Annotated in this window: 12 protein-coding genes; all 12 read left to right on the top strand. The window is 43.5% G+C overall.

Translation table 11 applies throughout. The features are described from left to right. Positions 1 to 58 precede the first annotated feature (58 nt). Positions 59 to 1,225 carry an ADP-forming succinate--CoA ligase subunit beta gene (sucC, locus tag ACMCM8_RS07255; RefSeq protein WP_412726914.1) on the top strand — a complete coding sequence of 389 codons (1,167 nt, stop codon included), beginning with the start codon at positions 59 to 61 and terminating at the stop codon, positions 1,223 to 1,225. Continuing rightward, entirely contained in the window at positions 1,225 to 2,097 is an 873-nt protein-coding gene (sucD, locus tag ACMCM8_RS07260; RefSeq protein WP_412726916.1) for a succinate--CoA ligase subunit alpha, read from the top strand. Before sucC ends, sucD begins: the two co-directional genes overlap by 1 nt. A gap of 334 nt (positions 2,098 to 2,431) precedes the next feature. Then, positions 2,432 to 5,299 (top strand): TonB-dependent receptor, encoded by a 2,868-nt coding sequence (locus ACMCM8_RS07265; protein ID WP_412726918.1) that lies wholly within the window; start codon positions 2,432 to 2,434, stop codon positions 5,297 to 5,299. Between the two features lie 220 nt (positions 5,300 to 5,519). Continuing rightward, positions 5,520 to 7,013 (top strand): tryptophan halogenase family protein, encoded by a 1,494-nt coding sequence (locus ACMCM8_RS07270; RefSeq protein WP_412726920.1) that lies wholly within the window; start codon positions 5,520 to 5,522, stop codon positions 7,011 to 7,013. Positions 7,014 to 7,019: 6 nt separating this feature from the next. After that, positions 7,020 to 8,510 (top strand): tryptophan halogenase family protein, encoded by a 1,491-nt coding sequence (locus ACMCM8_RS07275; protein ID WP_412726922.1) that lies wholly within the window; start codon positions 7,020 to 7,022, stop codon positions 8,508 to 8,510. 307 nt (positions 8,511 to 8,817) lie between these two features. Continuing rightward, entirely contained in the window at positions 8,818 to 11,868 is a 3,051-nt protein-coding gene (locus ACMCM8_RS07280) for a TonB-dependent receptor (protein WP_412726924.1), read from the top strand. A gap of 71 nt (positions 11,869 to 11,939) precedes the next feature. Next, positions 11,940 to 16,271, top strand: coding sequence for an alpha-1,6-glucosidase domain-containing protein (locus ACMCM8_RS07285; RefSeq protein ID WP_412726926.1), 4,332 nt, complete (start codon positions 11,940 to 11,942; stop codon positions 16,269 to 16,271). Between the two features lie 212 nt (positions 16,272 to 16,483). Further along, positions 16,484 to 17,329 (top strand): patatin-like phospholipase family protein, encoded by an 846-nt coding sequence (locus ACMCM8_RS07290; protein WP_412726928.1) that lies wholly within the window; start codon positions 16,484 to 16,486, stop codon positions 17,327 to 17,329. Between the two features lie 139 nt (positions 17,330 to 17,468). Continuing rightward, positions 17,469 to 17,978 (top strand): RNA methyltransferase, encoded by a 510-nt coding sequence (locus ACMCM8_RS07295; RefSeq protein ID WP_412726930.1) that lies wholly within the window; start codon positions 17,469 to 17,471, stop codon positions 17,976 to 17,978. Positions 17,979 to 18,239: 261 nt separating this feature from the next. Next, complete coding sequence (locus ACMCM8_RS07300) at positions 18,240 to 21,149, top strand: TonB-dependent receptor plug domain-containing protein (protein WP_412726932.1); 2,910 nt, start codon at positions 18,240 to 18,242, stop codon at positions 21,147 to 21,149. A 129-nt stretch (positions 21,150 to 21,278) separates the two neighbouring features. Further along, a complete protein-coding gene (locus ACMCM8_RS07305; RefSeq protein WP_412726934.1) occupies positions 21,279 to 23,198 on the top strand; it encodes an alpha-amylase family protein in 1,920 nt (639 codons plus the stop codon). Between the two features lie 216 nt (positions 23,199 to 23,414). Then, positions 23,415 to 25,250: a glycoside hydrolase family 13 protein gene (locus tag ACMCM8_RS07310; protein WP_412727646.1), complete on the top strand. Its 1,836-nt coding sequence runs from the start codon at positions 23,415 to 23,417 to the stop codon at positions 25,248 to 25,250. Positions 25,251 to 25,275 lie beyond the last annotated feature (25 nt).

A 25,275-nucleotide genomic window follows, 5' to 3' on the forward strand; every position in this document is an offset into this window, starting at 1 on the left:
CAAACTAATCAAGTCGCATTTGCGGCTTTTGTCTTACTAAAAATCGGATAGAAACACCATGAATTTGCATGAATACCAAGGTAAGCAGCTATTCAAAGAATACGGCTTGCCTGTTTCTGAAGGATACGCAGCTGACACTGCTCAGGGTGCTGTAGAAGCCGCTGACCGAATCGGCGGAAACGAATGGGTTGTTAAGTGTCAGGTACACGCGGGCGGCCGCGGTAAAGCTGGCGGTGTAAAGCTAGTTAAAAACAAAGACGACATTCGCGCGTTCGCTGAAAACTGGCTAGGCAAAAATTTGGTGACTTTCCAGACTGACGAAAACGGTCAGCCTGTGAGCAAAATCCTAGTTGAATCTTGCACAGATATCGCAAACGAGCTTTACCTTGGTGCAGTAGTTGACCGTACAACCCGTCGCGTTGTATTTATGGCATCTACTGAAGGTGGCGTTGAGATTGAAACAGTTGCAGAAGAAACACCAGAGAAAATTCTTAAAGCTGAAATTGACCCTATCGTAGGTCCTCAGCCTTACCAAGCACGCGAAATGGCGTTTAAACTTGGTCTTTCTGGCGTTCAAATCAAGCAATTCACTCAAATCTTCCTTGGCCTAGCTAAGATGTTTGAAGAACTTGACGTTGCGCTAATCGAAATTAACCCATTAGTTATCAAAACTGACGGTAACCTACACTGCCTAGATGCAAAAGTAGGTATCGACGGTAATGCGCTATATCGTCAGCCTAAGCTGAAAGATATGCAAGATCCGTCACAAGAAGACGCTCGTGAAGCTCACGCGGCGCAGTGGGAACTAAACTACGTAGCACTTGATGGTAACGTAGGTTGTATGGTTAACGGTGCTGGCCTAGCGATGGGTACAATGGACATCGTAAACCTACATGGTGGCAAGCCTGCTAACTTCCTAGACGTTGGTGGTGGCGCGACTAAAGAGCGTGTTGCTGAAGCATTCAAAATCATCCTTTCTGATGACAACGTTAAAGCAGTATTGGTTAACATCTTCGGTGGTATCGTTCGTTGTGACATGATCGCAGAAGGTATTATCGGTGCGGTTAAAGAAGTAGGCGTAGAAGTTCCAGTTGTTGTACGTCTAGAAGGTACCAATGCTGAGCTTGGCCGTGAAGTTCTTGCGAACTCTGGTCTTGATATCATTGCTGCTGAATCGCTAACTGATGCAGCACAGAAAGTTGTTGCTGCAGCGGAGGGCAAATAATGTCTGTATTAATTAACAAAGATACTAAAGTAATTTGTCAGGGTTTCACTGGCGGTCAGGGTACTTTCCACTCTGAACAAGCAATTGCTTACGGTACACAAATGGTTGGTGGTGTTACACCTGGAAAGGGTGGTACAGAACACCTAGGTCTTCCTGTTTTCAATACAGTACGTGAAGCAGTAGAAGCAACGGGTGCAACAGCATCTGTTATCTATGTACCAGCACCTTTCTGTAAAGATTCTATCTGTGAAGCAGCTGATGCCGGTATCGAGCTTATCGTTTGTATTACCGAAGGTATTCCTACGCTAGATATGCTTTACGTGAAAGAATACGTAGACGCGAAAGGCGTTCGCATGATTGGTCCAAACTGCCCAGGTGTTATCACTCCTGGAGAGTGTAAAATTGGTATCATGCCTGGCCACATCCACAAGCCTGGTAAAGTAGGTATTGTTTCTCGCTCAGGTACACTTACGTACGAAGCGGTTAAGCAAACTACAGACGAAGGTTTTGGCCAGTCTACCTGTGTTGGTATCGGTGGTGACCCAATTCCTGGTTCTAACTTCATCGACATCCTTAAGATGTTCCAAGATGATCCACAAACTGAAGCTATCGTGATGATCGGTGAGATCGGTGGTACTGCTGAAGAAGAAGCGGCTGCGTTCATTAAAGCGAACGTAACTAAGCCTGTTGTTTCTTACATTGCGGGTGTTACCGCTCCTCCGGGTAAGCGTATGGGTCACGCAGGTGCAATCATCGCTGGCGGTAAAGGTACTGCTGACGAGAAATTTAAAGCACTAGAAGATGCTGGCGTTAAGACAGTACGCTCTCTAGCTGATATCGGTAAAGCACTACGCGAAACTACCGGTTGGTAATGTAAGCTTTTGCCTTGCAATTAATCAAAGAGCCCGCCTTTATCGCGGGCTTTTTTATGTCGAGTTGTTAACAAACATCGCGCTCCATTTGTAACAAAATTACAACTATTCTGCGTTGCGCCCCTGAAAACCGCCATTTAACGTTGTTAAATTACATAACAACTAAAAAAAGTAATGTTAATGTTGTGTTGCATAATTTTTATTGAATACGTATGCAGGCAATTGTGCAAAACGTAGCACCTCTATAGCATTATCCCGACGAGATGTATTGTCATTTAATTGTCATAAGAACAACAAAAAGACAACAACTATAACCGTATGGGACACCCGTTTTATGAAACATTTTAAACCCAACCTAATAAAAGCTGCGCTTATTACAGGCGGTGTAGCCTTTGCACAGACTCCGGCATTTGCTCAACAAGCCGAAGCTGAAGCAGTAGACGAAGCTAACCTTGAAGTAATTCAAGTCAGTGGTATTCGTGGTAGTTTGCAACGCGCTCAAGCGATTAAGATGGATAACACATCTATCGTAGAAGCATTGTCTGCAGAAGATATCGGTAAACTACCCGATACAAGTATTGCAGAATCAATCGCACGCTTACCAGGTCTTGCTGGTGAACGTCGCAACGGTCGTACAAGTGGTTTATCTGTACGTGGTTTTAATGAAAACTACGTAGGTACTACGCTTAACGGTCGCGAGCTGTTAGGTATGGGCGATAACCGTGGTGTTGAGTTTGATCTTTACCCTACGGAAATTGTGTCAAACATTCTTGTTTATAAAACACCTGAAGCGGGCTTAATGACCCAGGGTATCGGTGGTACAGTAGACATTCAAACAGTTAGCCCACTTAGCGCACAAAAAACAATTGCGTTTAATGGTTCATTCGAAAAGAACCAAGAAGAATCAGGCAACCCTGATTTTGATAACAAGGGCCATCGTCTTTCATTTAACTTTGTTGATCAATTTGCAGACGACAAATTAGGTGTAGCGCTTGCAATTGCTGATATGGAATCTCCTCGTCAGGCGCAACATTTCCGCGGTTGGGGTTATGCTAATGCTAATCCAGCAAATGCTGCAGAAGGGGTTGAGGTACCAGAAGGTACAGTGGTACTTGGTGGTCATGATTCATTTACCCGTTCTGCAATGCTAGAACGTACGTCAGTTGCGGGTGTAATTGAATACGCACCTTCAGATAAGTTAAAAGTTCAATTCGACGCGTTGTACATCGACTTCGAAGAGAATGACGTACGTCGTGGTGTTGAAGAAGGCGGCGCTGAATGGGGAACTGGTGCATATACCATTACTGGTGTTGAAGATGGCCTGGTTACTTCTGGTTATTATGATGGTTTCCTTTCTGTAATCCGCAACGATTCACGCCAACAAAAAGCAGAATTAACTACATTTGGACTAAATGTAGAGTATGCAATTAACGACAACTGGAATGCAACGTTAGACATTTCTACAGGTCAGGTAGACAAAACCATTACCGATATCGAAAGTTATTCAGGTGTGGGTCGTGCTGGTGTTGATGGTCGTCCATTAACTCCGCGCTCTTGGACAATGACGTCTACTGGCGTTATGTATAGCGATCACCCATCACTAGGTGGTGTAGACCTTGGCGATCCATCTGCGATTTATTTGGCCGGTCCACAAGCGTGGGGTGGTTCACTAGGACCTGTAGAACGTTTTCAGGGGGTTGAAGGCTTTGGACCTAATACTGCGCAAGATGGTTTTGTAAATGAACCTATTTTCGATGAGTCTTTAGATGCAATTCGTTTAGACGTAGAAGGTTTTGTTGAGTGGGGTATCTTCTCTAAACTAACTGCTGGCGTAAACTATCAAGAGCGTGAAAAGTCTAAAGATAATAATGGTGCATATCTAACTGCGCCTACGTGGCCAGATGCCGAGCTAGTACCTAACCCAGTGGGTACGGCAGACCTAAGCTTCATCGGTATTGATGGGGTTATTGCATATGATGGTCTTGGCTTATACAAAAGCGGTTATTACATAGAGACACAAGCTGAGTTGTTCGAAAATGGCCGTATGGGTGATTCTTATACTATTAAAGAAGATATTTTAACCGCATACGCAAAACTCGACATCGAAACTGAGATTGGCGAAATACTAGTATTCGGTAACCTTGGCTTACAGGTAGTCAATGTTGACCAAACTGGTTTTGGTTTTAACACTACGACAGGGCCAACTGGATTCACGGCTGTTACGCCTATCAGTGACGGTGACTCATACACTGACGTATTACCAACGTTAAACCTGAGCTTCGAAATTGCTGAGAATCAATTTATTCGTACAGCGCTTGGCAAAGTAATAAGCCGCCCAAGAATGGATGACATGCGTCCTAATAACACGGTGAGCTTCAGCTTCAATGATCAGCAAATCACATCAAGTGACATAGGTAATGGTCCTTGGTCTGCGAGTGCTGGTAACGCAACACTTAAACCGCTTGAAGCTAATCAGTTTGATATTGCTTATGAAAATTACTTTGCGGATTCTGGATATTTTGCAGTTAGCTTCTTCTACAAAGACCTGACTAACTGGCATGTAGCGGGTCAGACTGTAGGTGATTTCAGTGAGTCTTATATTGAAGGCTTCCACCAAACTTCTGGTCAAACAGATATTAATAATGATGGTGTGTTAGACGAAAATGACATTGTTCCACCATCGACCTATTACGGTGTTGTTAGCTTCCGTGAAGACGGCCTTGAAGGTTTCGTTAGAGGTTGGGAGCTACAAGGTAGCCTACCATTTGATATGATCGATGATTCGCTAGAAGGCTTTGGTATGTTCGCTAGTGCGACTTTCCTTGACGGTCAACTAGACAATGGTGATGCGGTTCCAGGCTTGTCTCAAGAGACGTACTCACTAACCGCTTTCTATGAAAGTAATGGTTTTGAATTCCGTATTTCAGGAACAAAACGTGATGCGTTTGCGACAGAGACGCGCGCTATCAGTCTTTCACTAGCGCAAATTCAAGACCTAGGTGTGAAGCAAGTGGATGCACAAATTGGTTACGACTTTGACGAATCAGGTATCGAAGCACTTAAAGGGTTACGTGTAACTCTTCAAGGCCAAAACCTAACTGACGAGCCGACAGTTCAAGCAAACCCAGGTGATGGTCGTCAGATCACACAGTATGAAACATACGGACGTAACTTCTTACTTGGTTTCAACTACACATTCTAAGCTGTTATTTCCCGCTTGTTAGAAGCAAGCGGGATATTGCGAATGTTGTAACTGAAATTTTAGTAAACAGTATGTAGTCTCAAGCCCCAACACAGTAAAATGTATTGGGGCTTTTTTGTTGTATAGCACAACGGGTCATGTTATACCAAACCGCATAGATCTATGCGGATTGGTATTATCTAAGAATTGTAAGTCAGCCGTATAAATTGATGGCAAAAATATGAAAAACAAAGCGGTACAAAATGTAGTTATTGTAGGCGGTGGTACCGCGGGGTGGATCTCTGCTGCGGTTATTAAACGTCTGATGGGCGCGAGCGTAAATGTACATCTTATTGAGTCAGAGGATATTGGCACGGTAGGGGTTGGTGAAGCCACCATTCCACCAATCATCACGCTTAATAATGTATTGGGGCTAGACGAAAAAGAATTTATTCGTGAGACCAATGCAACGATGAAACTCGCTATCAAGTTTGAAAACTGGCGCGTAGAAGGTGAGAGCTATTTTCATACATTTGGTGCACCAGGTAAGAGCTATGCGTTTTGCCATTTTCATCATTATGTTAAACGTGCTCAAGAATTAGGCGTCGAAGGGTCGATATGGGATTACGATCTGAATTACCTTGCCTGTCAGGCAGGGAAGTTTGCTCACATCAAATCGCCTGATCCTATTATTGAAATGCCTTATGCCTATCATTTCGACGCATCACTTTACGCGCGATTTTTACGTAAGAAATGTGAAGAAATGGGCGTGGTGCGTACAGAAGGCATGATTACCCATGTTAAACAAGACCCAGAAGATGGGTTTATCTCTGGTGTAACACTTAAAGATGGTCGTGAAGTTACAGGTGAGTTATTTATTGATTGTTCGGGCTTCAAAGGTTTACTGACCCAGCAAACACTTAATACTGGTTTTGAAGACTGGTCCCATTGGCTACCATGTGACCGCGCAGTGGCGATGCCGTCAGAGCGAATGGAAAAAACCTTGCCTTACACGCGTTCTATCGCTCATTCTGCTGGTTGGCAATGGCGTATACCGCTTCAGCACCGCAATGGTAATGGGTTAGTGTATAGTAGTAATTATTATTCCGACGATCAGGCACTTGATTTACTGTCTTCCAATCTAGATACAAAGCCACTAGCCGATCCCAATTTTATAAAATTTAAAACCGGTCGAAGACGCAAGCAGTGGAATAAAAATGTGATTGCAGTTGGCCTTTCCAGCGGTTTTTTGGAGCCATTAGAATCGACAAGTATTCACCTTATTCAATCTGCAGTAGTGAGGCTTATTCATTTATTCCCTCATGACGGGATAAAACAAAAACAAGTTGATGAGTACAACAAGCAGTCGCAACTTGAGTTTGAGCAAATTCGCGACTTTATTATTCTGCATTATCACGTTAACGAGCGTAACGACTCTCATTTCTGGAAAGATCTCAGAGAGATGGATGTGCCTGCAAGCTTAACGCATAAAATTGAACTATTTAGGGAGTCAGGCAATTTGTTTAGAGAGCAAAATGACTTATTCCTTGAAAGCTCATGGCTTCAGGTATTGATGGGGCAAGGTGTCACTCAACTAGATTATCATCCGCTTGCCAAGTCGCTGTCTGAACAAAAAATACTCGACTTAATGCACAATATAAGACGGATCAAGAATGAACCCATTGGTAAAATTTCCAGTCATGATGATTTTTTGAAGCAGTATTGTGGTAGTTAACACGTAATGGATAATCCAAAACACATTGTCATTGCTGGCGGAGGAACGGCTGGATGGATGGCAGCAAATTACTTTGCTCACAAGTGGTCTCGTAAGAATGTGATTGTAACACTCGTTGAGTCACCAGAAATAGGTATCATTGGTGTTGGGGAGGGATCGACACCGACACTTAAGCGTTTATTTCACGAGCTAGGTATCAAAGACAGTGATTGGATGCCACGATGTAATGCGACGTATAAAGTAAGTATTCGTTTTAACGATTGGAGTCCTGCATCGGGAATAGATAGCTATCGCCATCCTTTTATTTCTCAAACCGATACCTTTACCCAAAGAGCATTTGAAGTAAACTGCCGTACGCGCAGACTTGGATTAGACACCCATGTCAAAGGCGAGGACTTTTTGCTAAATGGTGTTTTAGCAAAACAAAATAAAGCACCGCTTACGCCTGAAAATTTTCCGTTTAGAATGGAGTACGGTTACCATTTTGACAGTGCATTATTGGGTAATTATCTACGCGACATTGCTGTTAGTCGAAATGTAAGTCATATAAGTGCAAATATCACGGATGTCGTTTTACACAATAATGGTGATATCAAGCAATTAGTGACTGACAAGGGACATGTTGACGGCGACTTTTTTATTGATTGCACAGGTTTTTCTTCACTGCTTTTACAACAAACCTTGGGCGTTCGCTTTACCAGTTACAAAGACAATTTGTTTAACGATTCTGCCGTTGTATTACCCACAGCAGTTCAGCCTTCGATTTCTGTTGAAACACAATCGACAGCGTTAACCTATGGGTGGTGCTGGACAATTCCTCTTCAGAACCGTACCGGTAATGGTTATGTCTACAGTTCAGCACATACCAGTGCTGATGCCGCAGAATGTGAATTGCGTCAGTTTTTAGGATTAGAAAATTCCGCTATAGAGGCTAGACACCTTAAGATGAAGGTCGGCCAGGTTGAAAAGCACTGGCATAAAAACTGTCTTGCATTGGGGCTATCTCAAGGTTTTATTGAGCCGTTGGAAGCTACAGCACTGCATTTAGTACAAATTTGCATAGAGCACTTTGCCGATTTGTATGAAAAAGGGCAATTCACTAATACAGAACAAAACAACTACAATTCCTTTGCAAAAGAACGGTTTGATCGGGTGCGGGACTATATTGTTGCCCATTATAAACTCAATACACGTGATGATAGTGATTATTGGCGCGACAATAGAAACAACAACGTAATGTCTGCCTCATTAGCAAGCATACTGCAATGTTGGTTTAACAGAGACGATCTTGGGGCCGAGATTAAGCAACAAAATATAGGCATGCATTGGGATTCAGTGTCTTGGCACTGCTTATTAGCTGGCTATGGTGCTTTTCCGCCATTAGCAGCTAATCAACCGGGTAAAGGGGATCTTTATGTCGAACAAAATGTTGAGCAATTTGTTCAGGGCTGTGCGCTTAACTTTACTGCACATCAAGATGTGCTAAAAGGTTTTTAATTCAGTATAAATCCCACTGATGCTATAGCCTCAATCTTTATCAGCAACTTTGCTTACTCCTTTTTCGCGTGAATACCTTTCGTTAACAGAGGTATTCACGCCTTCCTGTTAAATGTCACTTTTTCGTCATGCTTAAATAAAGAAATAAACGCAATGTTATTCAATTGTTCGCATATTGTTAATGAATACGTATGCAGCACATTGCTCTTATTTTGTACAAAACAGTAGTATTTGGTGTCGACAAAAGTAACGCGTTTGGGTGTGGTATGCCCAAATGGGTTGATAATAAACAAGGAATGGGACACCAATGAAAACCTTCAAACCCAGTACCATCATGGCAGCCTTGATATCCAGTGGGCTAGCATGCTTTGCTAACCCTTTGTATGCGCAAGAATCGCCAGAAACCCCATTAGATGAAATAGAGCGTATTGAAGACGAAACCGTTGAACGAATTGAAGTTCGAGGTTTTAGTACCAGCCTTATTCAGTCTCTCAACCAAAAGCGATTTTCTGACACTGTGTCAGAACAAATATCAGCTGATGATCTCGGTGGTCTTCCCGATGTATCAATGGCCGACGCATTAACCCGCTTACCGGGCATATCGGCGGTAAGAACGGGTGGGCAAGCAGCGCAAATTAATATTCGTGGCTTGTCAGGAGACTTTGTATTTTCAACATTGAATGGACGGGAGCAGGTATCAACTAGTGGTAGTCGTGCAATTGAATTCGACCAATATCCTTCGGAGCTTATCAGTGAGGCAGCGGTGTACAAATCCCCCAAAGCATCACTTATCGAAGGGGGCATAGCAGGTACTGTTGAATTAAAGACGGCATCTCCATTGGAAATTGAAGAACAGCACAAATTTAGCGCGAACATGCGTGGCATGTATAACGATCGCGCCTCTGAAGTAAGTGATGCGACAGAGTATGGTCACAGGCTGAGTTTTTCGTATCAGGGGAAATTCTTAGACGACACCCTAGGTGTGTCATTAGGTTATGCGCGTTTGTTCCAGCCCAGTGTTTCAACCCAGTTTATTGGGCTTGCCTATAACGGACAGGTCGATGTGGATGGTATAGAAGGTGATACCGATGGTCCTGCCGATTGCCCCGAGTGCGAATACATTTCAGAAGGGTTTGAAATGCAGCACAAAGGCGGTGAAGAAACCCGCGATGGTTATGTGGCTGCGTTTGAATGGGCGCCTATTGATACCTTTACGTTAAAAGCAGATGCGTTTGTTTCTAAATTTGATTCTGAAGCATTTGCGCGCGGATTTCGCGTAAAACTTGGTGGTATTAATGCTGGTATAACCAATCCCATAGTGGTCAATAATAGCGTTATTGGCGGTACTTTTTCACGGACAGACAATAGCTTTACCCGCGTTGAATTAGTCAATGATGACAACCAAGATTTTGATAGCGTGACTAACTTGGGCGTTAACGCTCATTGGGAAATATCGTCTGACTTTGCGGTACAATTTGATGTGTCTCGCTCCAGTGCAAAAAGTGACTTCAGAAACGGACTTCTTTGGTCTTTGGTGGGCGAAGATGCCACTGCTGCCAATCCCGTTTTTGATGAAAATGTTCAAATATCTTATATGCTTAACGGGTTAGACCTTCCCGACATCGCGTTTAATCAAACCGACGCGTTTACCGATCTTGACCGGGTTATGGTGAGTAAATACGGCATTTATCCCTACAAGAACAAAGATGAGTTAGATGCGTATAGAGTTGATTTCCAGTATTACGTAGACACGCCAATTATTTCAGGCTTTGAATTTGGTTATCGCTATTCTGACAGAGAATACAACAATGATCGCTCAGTGTTTGAATACGGTAATGACAGTGCATTTTCTGTTAGTGAACCGCCACTTAGACTTACATCAGATATGGTCGAACAAGTGAATTGGAGTGGTGACTTTGCCTATTTCCCCAGTTATTTATCCGTTGATTTAAACAGTGCATTAAATGCATGGTTTCCTGATGGAACGCCACAACCCGTACAAACTTGGGGCCCTGGTGCAGCAGGTGTGATTAATGGTCCCGGTACTGGCCCAGCAACAGCGTGGACTATGCAGGAAAGTGGCGATGTATTTGAGACAGTAAACTCAGCGTATTTAATGGCTAATATCAGTACTGAAATTGGCGATGTTCCCATAACAGGGAATATAGGGGTGCGCTACATCAAAAGTAAGCAAAGCTCTACAACCTTGCAACGCGCGACACAACTCATTGAAGACTTAGACACTGGCACCTCTGTTGAGGTGAGTGACCCTACGTCTGGTGCGCAGAATATTGCCGATGAAGTTGGACTTATTAATAACTTTTATCGTCCGGCCGTTATCAGCCATGAATACACCGACGTTCTGCCATCCATTAACCTGAATTTTAAATTAACCGACGATACGCAATTACGTGTTGCCGCCGCCAAGGTTATGGGGCGGGCACCTATTAACCGCTTTGCAGCAAACGCGTCTACAACGATAGAAACAGTGACGGCGTTTCAAGACAGAGATTCAGGGGAAATTACTTTATCTAACCCTACCGCGAGGGTGAGTGGTAATGCGCGAAATAGTCCTTATTTAGAGCCATTTTACGCTACCCAGTACGATGTTTCGTGGGAATACTATTTCTCTGAAACTGAAGGTGCTTTCATTGTCGCTGGTTTCTATAAAGATATTGAATCGTTTGTTGAAGATATCGAAATTGATCCTTTTGACTTTGAAGCCAATGGTATTGTCATTCCAGATAACGTCAGTGTACCTGTTTACCTTGCACCAGAATTCACTGGACAAGCAGCTGAATTAGCCAGAGACGAAAATGGCGATCCTATCTTCGTTACCGTACCCACTGAAAACGGCAGTTACAGTACCGCTGTCAATAACGCCGAAGGCGGTTATATAAGAGGGCTTGAAGTCGCCTATACCCAAATATATAGCATGCTGCCAGGTATGCTTTCCGGATTGGGGGTAAGTGCGAGTTATTCCTACACGGAAAGCGAAATTCAACGCACCCTAGGCAATGGGGTATATGCCGCTAATTTACCAGGGCTTTCTGAGAATGTCGCAACGTTGACCGTATTCTGGGAATACGAAGGTTTTGAGACCCGTTTATCAAGCCGGTATCGCGACGCTTTTGTTTCACAGCAGGTCGCAGTTAATGATCAAGTCGTTAACTTTGATGACGAATTAGTGATTGATTACCAAGCGTCATACGAAATTAACGATAACTGGAGCGTCTTGTTCCAGGTTAACAATTTGACCGATGAGCCTACCAAAAGCTATTTCTCGTCTGAAGAACAGACGGGAACCATTCAATACTTTGGCACGCAATACTTCTTAGGGATGACATACCAACTATGAAAAATTCAAACCTAAGCTCTGTGTGTAGTGCGGCTAATGCCGGGAAAAGTGGTTTTTTTCAGGAGAAATTTATGTTTACTAAAGTGAGAGTATGGCAGGCTGCCTTTCTCGTAGTAGGCGGTTTAACCCTAGCGGGATGTGGCGGTTCGGGCGTGGAGTCGGGAACCAATCAATTATTAACCTGCGACGTACCGAATGTCCCTAATGAAGCAGGCACGGCATGTGTCCCACCGCCGCCAATTCAATGTGATCCGCCAACGGTACCCAACGAAACAAATGACGCTTGTGTAGTAGGCGCCGATCCCACACTACCAGCGCCAGTTTTTACACCGTCTGCTAATCAGGCAGTACTCTATTACAACCGCGCATCGGTTGATGCAGACAATTCGAGTAATGATCCAGCCTATGAAGGTTGGCGGCTACACACATGGAATAACGATACCTGTGATGCATACGCTGATTCAGATACAGACTGGGCTAATGGACGAATTCACTCGGGAATAGATCCTAATTACGGCGCCTATTGGGTACTCAATTTAAAAGAAGGATATGGCAATTGTCATAACTTTATTATTCACAAGGGCACAGATGATGCCGGTAAAGAAATGGGGGGCAGTGATTTTAAAGGATCGCTTATCCAGGACGATGCCACTTTCACCCGCATGAATTTTACCCTGTCTGGTGAACCCACCGTTTTTGAATTCCCCATCTTGTCGTTAGGCCCTCAGCCTGTGGACATAGACGGTTTTGGTGCCCATTGGTTGGACGCTAATACCATTTTGTGGGACGTACCTGAGACAGTAACTGATGTGAAGCTACATTATTCAGCGCAGGCAGACCTTGAAAGTTCACTTGAAAGCGGCATCAATGGTACTGCTGTACAGTTGAGTACTTCAGCGTTAACACAAGAGCAGATCGCTTTTGCGCCACATTTAAGCAATATGCAAGCGTGGCAAGGTGACTGGTCGATTGACGACGTAAAAACTATCCTGACCACGCAAGCCGTAGTCGGGGGTTATGATGCCCAAGGCAGCCTTGTTGTTGCTACAGGTATACAGCTTGCCAAAGTACTAGATGCTGTTTATACCCAGGGAGACAATGACGCAGATGAAGCTGCACTGGGGGGAATTTACACTGATAACGGCATTACCGCTGCACTTTGGGCACCGACAGCGAGTAAAGTGGAATTACTGATTTATACGCCTAGCAAAACGCTTAGCCAACGCATCCCTATGACCCGTGAAGAAACATCAGGCGTTTGGCATTTTGAAGGCGACATGAGTTTAGATAGACAACTCTATCGATATGAAGTTACGGTTTATCATCCCTTTACCGGTAACATTGAAACCCTGTTAGTGACTGACCCATACTCGGTATCGCTTAGTACCAATGGTCGTTTTTCACGATTTATTAATCTGGCGGATGATGATCTAAAACCCGATGGTTGGGACAGTCATGACATTCCAGAAATTGTTAATCCTGAAGATGCGGTTATTTATGAAGGCCATATTCGTGACTTCAGCGTTAGGGATATGTCGACCAGTGAAGCCAATAGAGGTAAGTACCTTGCTTTTACTGAAACAGGTACGGCGCCAGTTGAACACCTTAAAAAACTGGTTAATGCAGGGCTTAATTATTTCCATGTGTTGCCTGCAAACGATATTGCAACCATTGATGAAGATCCGCGAAATACCATCGATTTATACGATACCGTAGGCGAACTATGTCGCCTTAACAGTGACGCGGCAGTGTGTGAAGAGGAAAGTGCCAGTGCGCTTTTAATCGATGTGTATAACTCGTACGATCCCCTTTCTCAGGCTGCAAAAGCACAACAGCTTACAAACGACCTACGCAATGTCGATACCTTTAATTGGGGGTACGATCCCCACCATTTTAATGCACCTGAGGGAAGCTTTGCGTCTGATGCAGAAGGCGTGGAACGTATTATTGAAATGCGTGCCATGATCCAAGCATTACACGAAATGGGTCTTCGCGTAGCATTAGATGTGGTGTACAACCATACCAATGCATCGGGTGTATTCCCCAAATCTGTGCTTGATAAAGTTGTGCCTGGCTATTATCACCGCTATGAATTGGATACCGGGAGTATCGTTCGTGAAACCTGTTGTGACGATACCGAACCGCGTAATACCATGATGGAAAAATTCATGGAAGATTCGCTTCTAATTTGGACTGAGCACTACAAATATGATGCATTCCGCTTCGATATTATGAGTCAGGCGACGAAAGACACCATGATTCGTTTGCGCGAAGCGGTTCAGACACTTGATGAAGATAATTACTTCTACGGAGAAGGGTGGACTAAGATTGACCGCGGTTACGAACAAGCTAGCCAGCTAAATATGGCGGGCAGCGAAATAGGCACATTTAATGACCGAATTCGTGAAGCCATTCGTCAAGGCAATATTTTTACGCCTGAATCAGATGCACTGTTAAGTGATCAAGATCGCGTGAAAATGGGCATGGCGGGTACCTTAAAAGGCTATATTCTGGAAACGTCTTCAGGCAGTGCCAGTGCAACCAGTAACTTAGGTGGCTATGCCGACGATCCAGCAGATATTATTAATTACGTGTCCAAACACGATAATGAGACACTTTGGGATCAATTAAACTACACTCTACCAGATGACATTAGCTTAGCCGAGCGCGTTCGCGCACAGAATGTGGCAATGGGGATTAATCTGGTTTCACAAGGTATTCCATTTCTCCAGATGGGCGGCGATATGTTGCGCTCCAAATCCATGGACAGAAATACCTATGACTCAGGTGACTGGTTTAATTATGTCGATTTTACTTATGAAACCAATAATTGGAATGTGGGCCTGCCGTTAGCGCAAGACAATCAAGGACGTTGGGAAGAAATGGGTGAATTTATTTATGACCCAGAACGTGCAGCCACAATGAACGATATTATATTCGCGTCGGATGTGTTTGCCGAATTGCTATCAATTCGCATGTCTAGTCCGTTGTTTAGATTAACGACCAGTGATGAAATTATCGATCGTATAGGTTTCCACAACATAGGTGCACGTCAACAACGTGGTTTAATTGCCATGAGCATTGATGATGGGCTATCTACCAACGGTGATCAAGTTCGTTCTGACCTAGATGTATTGAACGACGCTGTTATGGTATTGGTAAATACCGGATACGAAGAAAAATCCATTACGGTGAATACCGCAACCGGCTTTATGTTACACAACACGCAAATGAACTCTATCGACGCATTAGTACGTGGGGCTAACTTTAGTGAAGGTGAAGACGGAAACGGCACGTTTACAGTACCTGCGTTAACTATTGCTATTTTCGTTAAACCGCAATCAGGCGCACAAGGTTACGGCCTGTCAGCGTTTGCAACAGCTGGTGCACCCGATGTCGTGCCATACGGTGATACAACGGCCTATTTACGCGGTGATATGAACGGCTGGTCTACACAAGATGCATTCAGCTATCAAGGTAGTGGTATTTATACTGTTGCAGTAGCACTCGAAGGCGACTCGACTTACGGGTTTAAATTTGCCTCTGAAGACTGGTCTACCGTTAATTTTGGTGCTCCGGATGGTGACAGTGGTGAAGTACACTTAGGTGAAGAGAAAGTGTTAGCCCGCACGAATAGCAACCTGTCTTTCACACCAAGTATTAGCGCAACCTATTTATTTACTGTTGACGCAACGGACAGTGAAGCGCCTATTCTTAAGATAGAGAACGAAGAGCCCTATGTTGGTACGCCAGTGTATCTTCGTGGTGCAATGAATGGATGGGGCACGGATGAAGCCTTTACCTACCAAGGTGGACGAATTTACACGTTTGCACGTGATATGGAGCCAGGCACCTACGAGTTTAAAGTAGCATCTGAGGATTGGAACACAATTAATTTCGGTGCGCTTTCGTCAGACGAGTTAGATAAAACTATCGCACCAGGACAAACACTCGCGCTGGCAAGAACAAATGATAACCTTGTTCTTAATATCGAAGAAGCAGCCCGTTATGTCTTCGTGTTTAATGTGAACGATTTAAATACCCCTACTATTGGCGTATTTAAAGAGGCCTATTGGGGAAATACCGAAGTGTATGTACGCGGTGGTATGAACGGGTGGGGTACGGTAGATATGTTTACTTATCAAGGAGATGGTATTTATCAGGCCGATGTTGAGCTTTCAGTCGGAACGATAGAGTTTAAAGTGGCTTCTGGAGATTGGGCGACCGTTAATTTAGGTAACCCTAATGATGCCACGTCAAATGTCGTAGAAGTAGGCCAGCCCAAACAACTTGGCAACAGCAATAATAATTTAGTGATAGAGGTGACCGAAGGGGGATTGTATGAATTCATGGTTGTCGGCCCAGACGGTAATTCTCCATCGCTTACGGTAAGTAAAAAGTAGAGATTAATTACCCATGAAAAACGCGGCAATTGCCGCGTTTTTTTTTAAATTATTTTAATTAAAAATAGTGGAACAGAAATTGAAGAAAACATACAAGAAATAGTAGTTGAGGCATAAACACGTTTGTTAGTCAGCAAGCTATCGACTGAGAAATTTGCCCGTATATGGCTTGTCGATATTGAGTAATAAGCGACATCATAAGGAAGTTTGTCATGAAAAAAGCACTTGTTGTTGAAGGAGGCGCAATGCGGGGTATATTTGCTGCCGGTGCACTTGATAAGTTAATGGAAGAAAATTATTTCGACTTTGACTTTACCATTGGCGTTTCCGCCGGCGCGACGAATTTATCGACGTATGTATCCAAAATGCACGGCCTCAGCAAAACCATCATTACCCAATATGCAACCAAACGAGAATTCTTTAGTCCGCTGCGCTTTGTAAAAGGTGGTCATATGACAGATGTCCACTGGCTATGGCACTATTCCCGTAAAGCGCTGGATATTCCTTGCCCGACAAACAACTCAACCATACCACTGTATGTTGGAGTGACTAACGTAAGTAGCGGAGAATGTGAATACATCAAAGCAACAGCGGATAACATTGATGACTTAATGGTCGCTTCATGTGCTTTACCTACTGCGTTTAGAGATCAACCCTCAATTAACGGACAATGCTACGTAGATGGTGGAGTGGCAGACGCCATTCCCGTTAGGCAGTCATACGCGATGGGGGCAAGGGATATCACCGTTATTTTGTCTCAGCCATACGGCTTTACTAAACCAGAACTTAAATCGACATGGCTGCTGGAAAAAATGTATGGAGAACAGCCAGCTTTGCTCAATACGCTACTTCAACGAGCAAAAACGTATAATGAAACCCTTTCGTTCCTTAATCATCCACCTCAAGATTGTAAAGTTACTCTTATTGCACCAGAAGAGGGGTTTTGTGTAAAACGCCTAACCATGGATAAAAAGAAGCTCATAAAAGGTTATGCAATGGGCAAGCGTATGAGTCGTCGTTATCTCAAGGGGTTGGACAATGTGAGAAAAGCGAGCTAGTACAATAAACAGCTTGATAGCGTGTCAAGGCAAATGGTTGATTACGCGTTTTTCATGCCTTAATCGCGGTAGATTGAAATCGAATTAAGTGGCAAGATCCGCACATTGAAAAATTAGTGCATAGCAAGCATAGGTCTCAGTGAACAATCAGAAAGTTTCTATTGGTTTATTAAACCCCAAGAACCCCGTCAATGTTGCTGCAATACTAAGAGCCGCAGGGTGTTACCAAGTGGCAAGTGTTTTTTATACTGGGCAGCGCTATCGTTTTGCAAAGGAGTTTAACGCTGATACTAAAGCGTTTCATAAAATTATCCCGACAGTTGGCGTTGAAAACTTAAAAGATGTGGTACCACGTGATGCAAGTGTAGTGGCCGTTGAATTGGTTGAAGGGGCTACGCCGCTACCGCACTTTGACCACCCTGATAACGCGTTTTACGTGTTTGGCCCAGAAGATGGCAGTATCTCAACTGACGTTTTAGCGTGGTGTGACCACGTAGTCTACATTCCTACCTATTCATGTATGAATCTGGCTGCAACAGCAAATGTAGTATTGTATGACCGGTTGGCAAAATCAGATTACCTGCGCGGTGATGCGTTAATTAGAGAAAGCCGTGATAAAAATAACCAAACCAAAATATCAAATAAGTAGCTTATTGACTGGTAATTGTTCTCATTACTTTTGTAATAAGTCAACGTTTTTCATCTCTTTTTACATTTTGTTACAAAATAAATTACAATTTCCTAATATTGCTTGTGAGCAAGATTAATTAAGGGTTGTCTTTAATTAATATTTACAAATTATTTACAATGCATTTATTACAAATATGTTAAGGGATTGAATGCCTGAAAACATGGGTTTATCTTTCAAATTGCTTACATATGTAAGCTAAAATAATAAAAGGGAAACCACATGTTTAGAAAAAGCTTAGTTAATACGGCTGTCCGAAACGCCACCCTGTTCGGTCTAGTCGGTTCTCTTGCATTTCCGGTAATGGCACAAGAGCCAACCAACGCAGAAGAAGAAGCAGTAGAAAAAATTCAGGTGACAGGCTCACGCATTAAACGGGCCGAACTTTCTACTCCAGCTCCAATTGTTTCAGTCAGTGCAGAAGAAATTCAGCGTTTTGGTACGCCAGATTTAGGAAGTATCCTTGCTGAGCTTCCGGCAATAGCGGCGGGTTCAACACTTATTGGTAATAATAACAGCAATGCGAACGCTGGTTTAAGTTCACCTGACCTTCGCTCGTTAGGTGAAAACCGTACATTGACGCTCGTTAACGGTAAACGTCACGTAGCGGGCTCACCATTCTCTAATGCGGTTGATACAGGCTCCATACCCGCGGCAATGATTGATCGTATTGAAGTTATAACCGGTGGTGCATCTGCAATCTATGGTTCTGATGCGGTATCAGGGGTAATCAACGTAATTCTTCGCGATGACTATGAAGGTGTAGAGCTCAACTTCGACGGTTCAGCTGATCTTGAAGATGTTGGTTACAGAACTAACAATTATAGTGCACTTGTTGGTGCAAGCACTGCGGATGGACGCGGTAATGTTACGTTCTTTGCTGAAATGAACAACATTGCCGAAGTAATGGAGCCAGATCTACAGCAAGCAGAGGCGTGGGGGACTATTGTAAACCCCGATAACACGGGTGAAGATGACGGTATTCCTGACCGTTTACGTCGTCGTTATGTGGGCTCTGAAATGATCAACGGCTTTGGTGTAATCAACCCCTTTGGAGGTGGTCCTCGCATTACTTTTACGCCAGACGGTTCGCCTATTGATCAGGTTTCGCGAGACGGTACCAATAGTTTTGCTTTTGGTAACTTTGATCAGCGTTACGATACGGTTTTTTTTGGTGAAGACTACCGTAATTATGTTCCAGACCAAGAGACGTTAACGCTGGCAAGTACTTTTCGCTATGACCTTACCGATAACATTCGTTTTTATGGCGATATTAAGTACGTAGACAAACAAATCGAACAGCAGTTTCAACCATCGTTTCGTTTCGGTAACGTGTCGATTAATGTTAATGACAATGCATATCTTGACGATGCAACACGTGCGCGTCTTTTAAGTGGAGGTCAGTCAGTAGTTGGTTTCTCGCGGTTTTTTGACGACATCGGTAACCGTTCTGCATCGAATGACCGTAAACTATGGCGCTTTGTCGGTGGCTTCCAAGGCTTCTTCACTTTAGGTGATACCGATTTTGACTACGACCTATATTACACCCGAGGTGAAGTATCTAACAAACGTCGTACATTGAACGACTTGATACCAACTAACTTTGTTGCGGCACTTGATTCAGTAATCGACCCCGCAACAGGCGAAGCGGCATGTCGAAGCCAAGTGCCTGACTTACAAGGGGATGACTATGAAGATCCTGCTGCTGTTAACGGTCAAAACTGTGCTCCATTTAATCCGTTTGGATTCGGCCAAGCCAGTCAGGCAGCGGTAGATTTCGTATCAGGTAATGTTCAGCGTGAAGACGAAATTACCCAACAAATGTACGGTGGTACTGTTTCTTTTGATTCAACGCAATGGTTCGAACTACCTGGAGGTCCAGTTGGCATTGCATTGGGTTACGAATACCGTGAAGAAGACGTAGTGACTACTACTGACGAATTTACCAAACAAGGTTTCTTTACTAATGCGGCTACGCCTGATTCGTTTGGCGGTTACGATGTTGAAGAATTCTTTGTAGAAGTGCGTCTTCCTTTACTTGCTGATGTAACGTTAGCCAAAGAACTATCTATTGACGCCGCTTACCGTGCAGCAGACTATTCCCATGCGGGTAGTGCAGATGCGTGGCAAGTCGGTTTTATGTGGGCGCCTATAGAAGACTTACGTATTCGCGGAACAGTAGGTGAAGCAGTACGTGCACCAAATGTTGACGAGGCGTTCTCTCCATTGTCTCCTGGTTTTGCTCGTGTAAGCGACCCGTGTGACGCGGACAATATCGATGACGATCCAGATCGTCGCGCAAACTGTGCAGCGTTGGGTATTCCTGAAGGATTTGAAGCTAACGATAACGTAAGTATTCAAATTCTATCGGGCGGCAATCCTAACCTGTTTTCAGAAACAAGTGAATCAAGAACTGTGGGTGTAGTATGGACACCTGAGTTTGTTGAAAATCTATCTGTTACCATTGATTTCTACGATATTGAAATTCAAGATGCAATCACAGAGGTAACAGCTCAAGATATTGCTGATAACTGTGTTGATGCGACGGGGGGGCCAGATACTGGTTTCTGCTCGCAAATAGACCGTGGAGAAGATTTTGACATTGATTTAGTTCGTTCTGGCTTCATCAATGCATCAGCCATTAATACTGCTGGTATCGAGTTCCAAGTGCGCTATACCACTGAGTTAACTGATTTCGATTTGCCCGGCGAAATCCGTATTAATTTCCAAGGTAATAAAGTAAACGAGCTTGAAGTGTTTGAATTCCAAGACCGTCCAGACGAAATCGACGTAGAAGTAGGTGAGCTTGGCGACCCAGAGTACCAGTTCCGTACTATTGTTGATTATCGCCTCGATGAATGGAACTTTAACTATACAGGTCGTTATATTGACCGTGTAGCGACGTTTGATGTCTCACCAGGTGGTGGCTCTCCAGAAGATACTGACCCAGGTTTCGTGGGCAGTATTTGGACACATGACTTCAGTGTAGAGTACGCATATAGCGAAAATGTTGATATGTATGTTGGTATTCGGAACGCCTTTAATAAGGTGCCTCCAGGCTATACTTTCGATCCTCTCTATGACTTGTTAGGCCGTCGTGTTAACGCTGGAATAACGGTACGTTTTAACTAAAAACCCAACTCCCTGGGTAAAGCCACCTCAATTCGAGGTGGCTTTTTTATGCTTGAATACGTATGCATATTTTTTAACATAGAGTTAACGCGTATGCTGTCAGTATCTATAATAGACCACAGTATTTACATGTTGACATTAAAGGCTACTCCTTCATTTAAACCCGTAATTCTTTCCATGTTTTCTTTAGGTTTGATGGCATGTACAGAGCCAACTACTATGAATAATGAAGAAACCACACAGCGCCATATTGCGGCAACACAAAACAGCCAAATAGCTGTGGATGAAAGACAGGGTAAACCGGTCGTTTATCAAGTGTTTACTCGCTTATATGGTAATACCAATACTACCAATAAACCGTGGGGTACGCTTGAAGAAAACGGTGTAGGTAAGTTTACTGATTTTACTGAGCAGGCACTTGCATCAATTAAAGCTTTAGGCACTAGTCATGTTTGGTATACAGGCGTCCCTCACCATGCGCTGGTTACCGATTATAGTGAATTTGGTATCAGTGTTGATGATCCCGATGTAGTAAAAGGTCGTGCAGGTTCACCTTATGCGGTGAAAGACTACTACAATGTTAATCCAGATTTGGCAACAGACCCTGCAAAGCGTTTAGAAGAGTTTGAAGCCCTAGTGAAACGAACACATGAAGCGGGTTTACAGGTGATTATTGACATAGTGCCTAATCACGTAGCGCGCGATTACACGTCACTTTCAGCGCCAGAGGGCGTAACTGACTTTGGTGAAAATGACGATACCTCGGTCGTCTATGCCAAACACAACAATTTTTATTATGTCGTAGGCGAAGACTTTGTAGTGCCTTCCTCCGCAAATTATCAAGTGCTGGGCGGGGAGTCTCATCCTTTATCTGATGGCCAATTCCAAGAGTCTCCTGCGAAATGGACAGGAAACGGTGCCCGTGCTGCACAGCCTGATATTAACGATTGGTATGAAACCGTTAAAGTAAATTATGGTGTGAAGCCTGATGGCTCTTATGATTTTCCTGTTTTACCCCAGGACTATGCCACTAAATCATACGCTGAACACAATGCATTTTGGCAAGATAAGGACTTACCTGATTCCTGGTATAAATTTAGAGATATCGCCCATTACTGGTTAGACAAAGGTGTTGATGGTTTTCGCTATGATATGGCTGAAATGGTGCCGGTAGAATTTTGGTCTTTCCTCAACAGCAGCATTAAGGCAAAGAACCCAAATGCGTTTTTGTTGGCTGAAGTTTATCAGCCGGCTAAGTATCGCGATTATATCCAGTTAGGAAAAATGGATTATCTGTATGACAAAGTAGGTTTTTACGACATGTTAAAACTCATTATGCAGGGGAATGGTAAGGTTAGTGATCTGGTTGCTATTCATCAGGAAATAAAAGACATAGCACCGCATATGCTGCATTTTTTAGAAAATCACGACGAACAACGTATTGCTAGTCCAGACTTTGCCGGAAATGCTCTAAAGGGTAAACCGGCGCTTGCGGTCAGTGCACTAATCAGTGCGTCACCTACCTTATTATATTTCGGACAGGATGTTGGAGAAGATGGTAGCGAAGATATGGGGTTTGGCGACCCTACGCGAACTACTATTTTTGATTATGCTGGGGTACCTGCACATCAACGATTTATGAACAATGGACAATTCGATGGTGGGCAGTCGACAAAGGACGAATTAGCGCTGCGTGCCTTCTATGAGCAAGTGATGGCTATTGCCAAGTCTAACCCAGCCATTAATGGTGAACTGGTCAGCCTGCATAGTGAAAATCTCGCTATTCATAACTCGGCGTATTCTGAGTCACAGATGGCATTTGCGCGAGTGAAAGACGGACACGGTTTTGTCGTGCTAGCGAATTTTTCTGAAGAAGCGATAGAAAACATCGTGCTTACCATACCAGAAAACGTGTTAGGTGATGTGGGCCAACACGTATCGCTTTCTCCTTTATTGGATCACGAAAGTACGTCATTCAATAAAGAGGCAGATTCATACAGTGCCGTTATAAGACTACAAGGCTTACAAACAAAAGTATTTTCTTTCTAGTTAACAGTATATGGGTCGATTAAAAAGACCTCAATATCGCTATACACTAAGGCCAATTGCACTGTGAATACGTATGCAGTGCATTGGTCTTCCTCTACAACACAGGTAGTATCACGGTAACACTATCACTTAACGTTATTTTAACATGGGGTCGCCGTGATTACTCTCAAGCCCTTAGTCAATCGACTGTACAGAACTACATTTAGTAAACTTGTCATACTACCCACCGCTTTTTTATGTTCCCCGCTAATACAAGCTAACCAGATTGACGTGTCACCTCCCAATTGGTGGGCAGGGATGAAATCGCCTCACGTTGAACTTATGCTGTACGGCGAAGGCATTGCCCACAGTAAGGTTCGTATTGACGAAAGTGAAGCAAACGGCGTTGAAATCGAGAAAGTAACGTCACTCGATAGTGATAATTACCTTTTTGTGAAATTAAATACTCAACATGCCACAGCTGGGGATATCGTTTTACATATTTCTAATAGTGATGGGCTAGATACCAGCGTAACTTACTCATTATTGAAACGTAAGACTGATTCAGCCCAACGCCAGGGGTTTACTTCACATGACGCTATTTATCTAATAACGCCAGATCGTTTTGCAAACGGGGATAGCAGTAACGACACCGTTACAGGTTATGTCGATACGTATAATCCCAAAGATAAAGGCGGACGTCACGGTGGTGACCTTGCGGGTATTATCGAACACTTGTCGTATGTTGAAGAGATGGGCTTTAGTCAGATTTGGACTATGCCCCTATTAGAAAATGCCATGGATACGTATAGCTATCACGGCTATTCGACCACCGATTATTATAAAATTGATCCAAGATTTGGCAGTAATGATCAGTTTTTAGCGTTAAGCGAAAAAGCGGGTGAAAAGGGCATTGGTATTATCATGGATATGGTATTGAACCATATAGGCAGCAATCACCCTTGGATGGAAGATTTACCCGCAAAGGATTGGGTAAACCATAATGGCAACTTTGTTGGCACTACACACAGAAGAGAATCTTTACACGATCCCCATGCTGTAGACAGTGATAAGCGTGGTTTTAGCGATGGTTGGTTTGTGCCTACAATGCCTGATTTAAATCAACGCAATCCACACTTAGCCACCTACCTTATACAAAACGCGTTGTGGTGGGTTGAATATGCAGATCTGAGTGGCATAAGGGTAGACACTTACTCTTATTCTGATAAGGCTTTTCTCAGTCAGTGGACTCAGCGGGTAATGGAAGAGTACCCTAATTTCAATATTGTTGGCGAAGAATGGTCTGTGAACCCTGCAATTACTGCGTATTGGCAAGCGGGCAGTCAACGACATGACAATTATATAAGTGCGTTACCGTCGGTAATGGATTTTCCGTTACAAAGTGCGCTTATCAAAGGACTGAACAGTGATGAAAGCTGGAATGGTGGGTTTTTATCCATTTATGAAATTCTCGCTACTGATTTTCTCTATGCAGACCCTAATAATTTGGTCGTTTTTGCTGATAATCACGATATGAGTCGATTGTTAACCCAAGTGAATGGCGATATCGACAAGTGGAATATGGCCATCACATTAATTTTGACCACGCGCGGTATTCCGCAGGTTTTTTACGGCACAGAAGTGTTAATGGATAACCCAAACAGTACAGATCACGGTATTATCAGGTCTGATTTTGCTGATGGATGGCCAGCACAAAGTGGAAAGAACTACTTTACTGGCGAAGGCTTGAATAAGAAAGAGTCCTGGGCGCAAAACCGAGTCAAAACATTACTCAAGCTGCGCAAACAACACCCTAACTTTTTTCATGGTGACTTAAAGCACTACGCACCTGTAAATGGAGTTTATACCTATTTTAGAGTGTCAGATACGCCGGAAGAGGGCATGTTGATGGTGGTATTAAATAAAGCGGAGCAAGACCTTTCACTTAAGCAATATGAAGCCTTGCTTGGCCAATACCACAAAGTTACCCGTGTGAGCGATGGTGCTGGGTTTGAAATTGACGATACATTGTCATTACCAGCCATGTCAGCAACGGTATTTGTCGTACAGTAACCGAAATTTTAAGATAACAACAATA

Origin of the sequence: Alteromonas sp. D210916BOD_24 (assembly GCF_047159385.1) — a bacterium.
Lineage (GTDB): Bacteria > Pseudomonadota > Gammaproteobacteria > Enterobacterales > Alteromonadaceae > Alteromonas.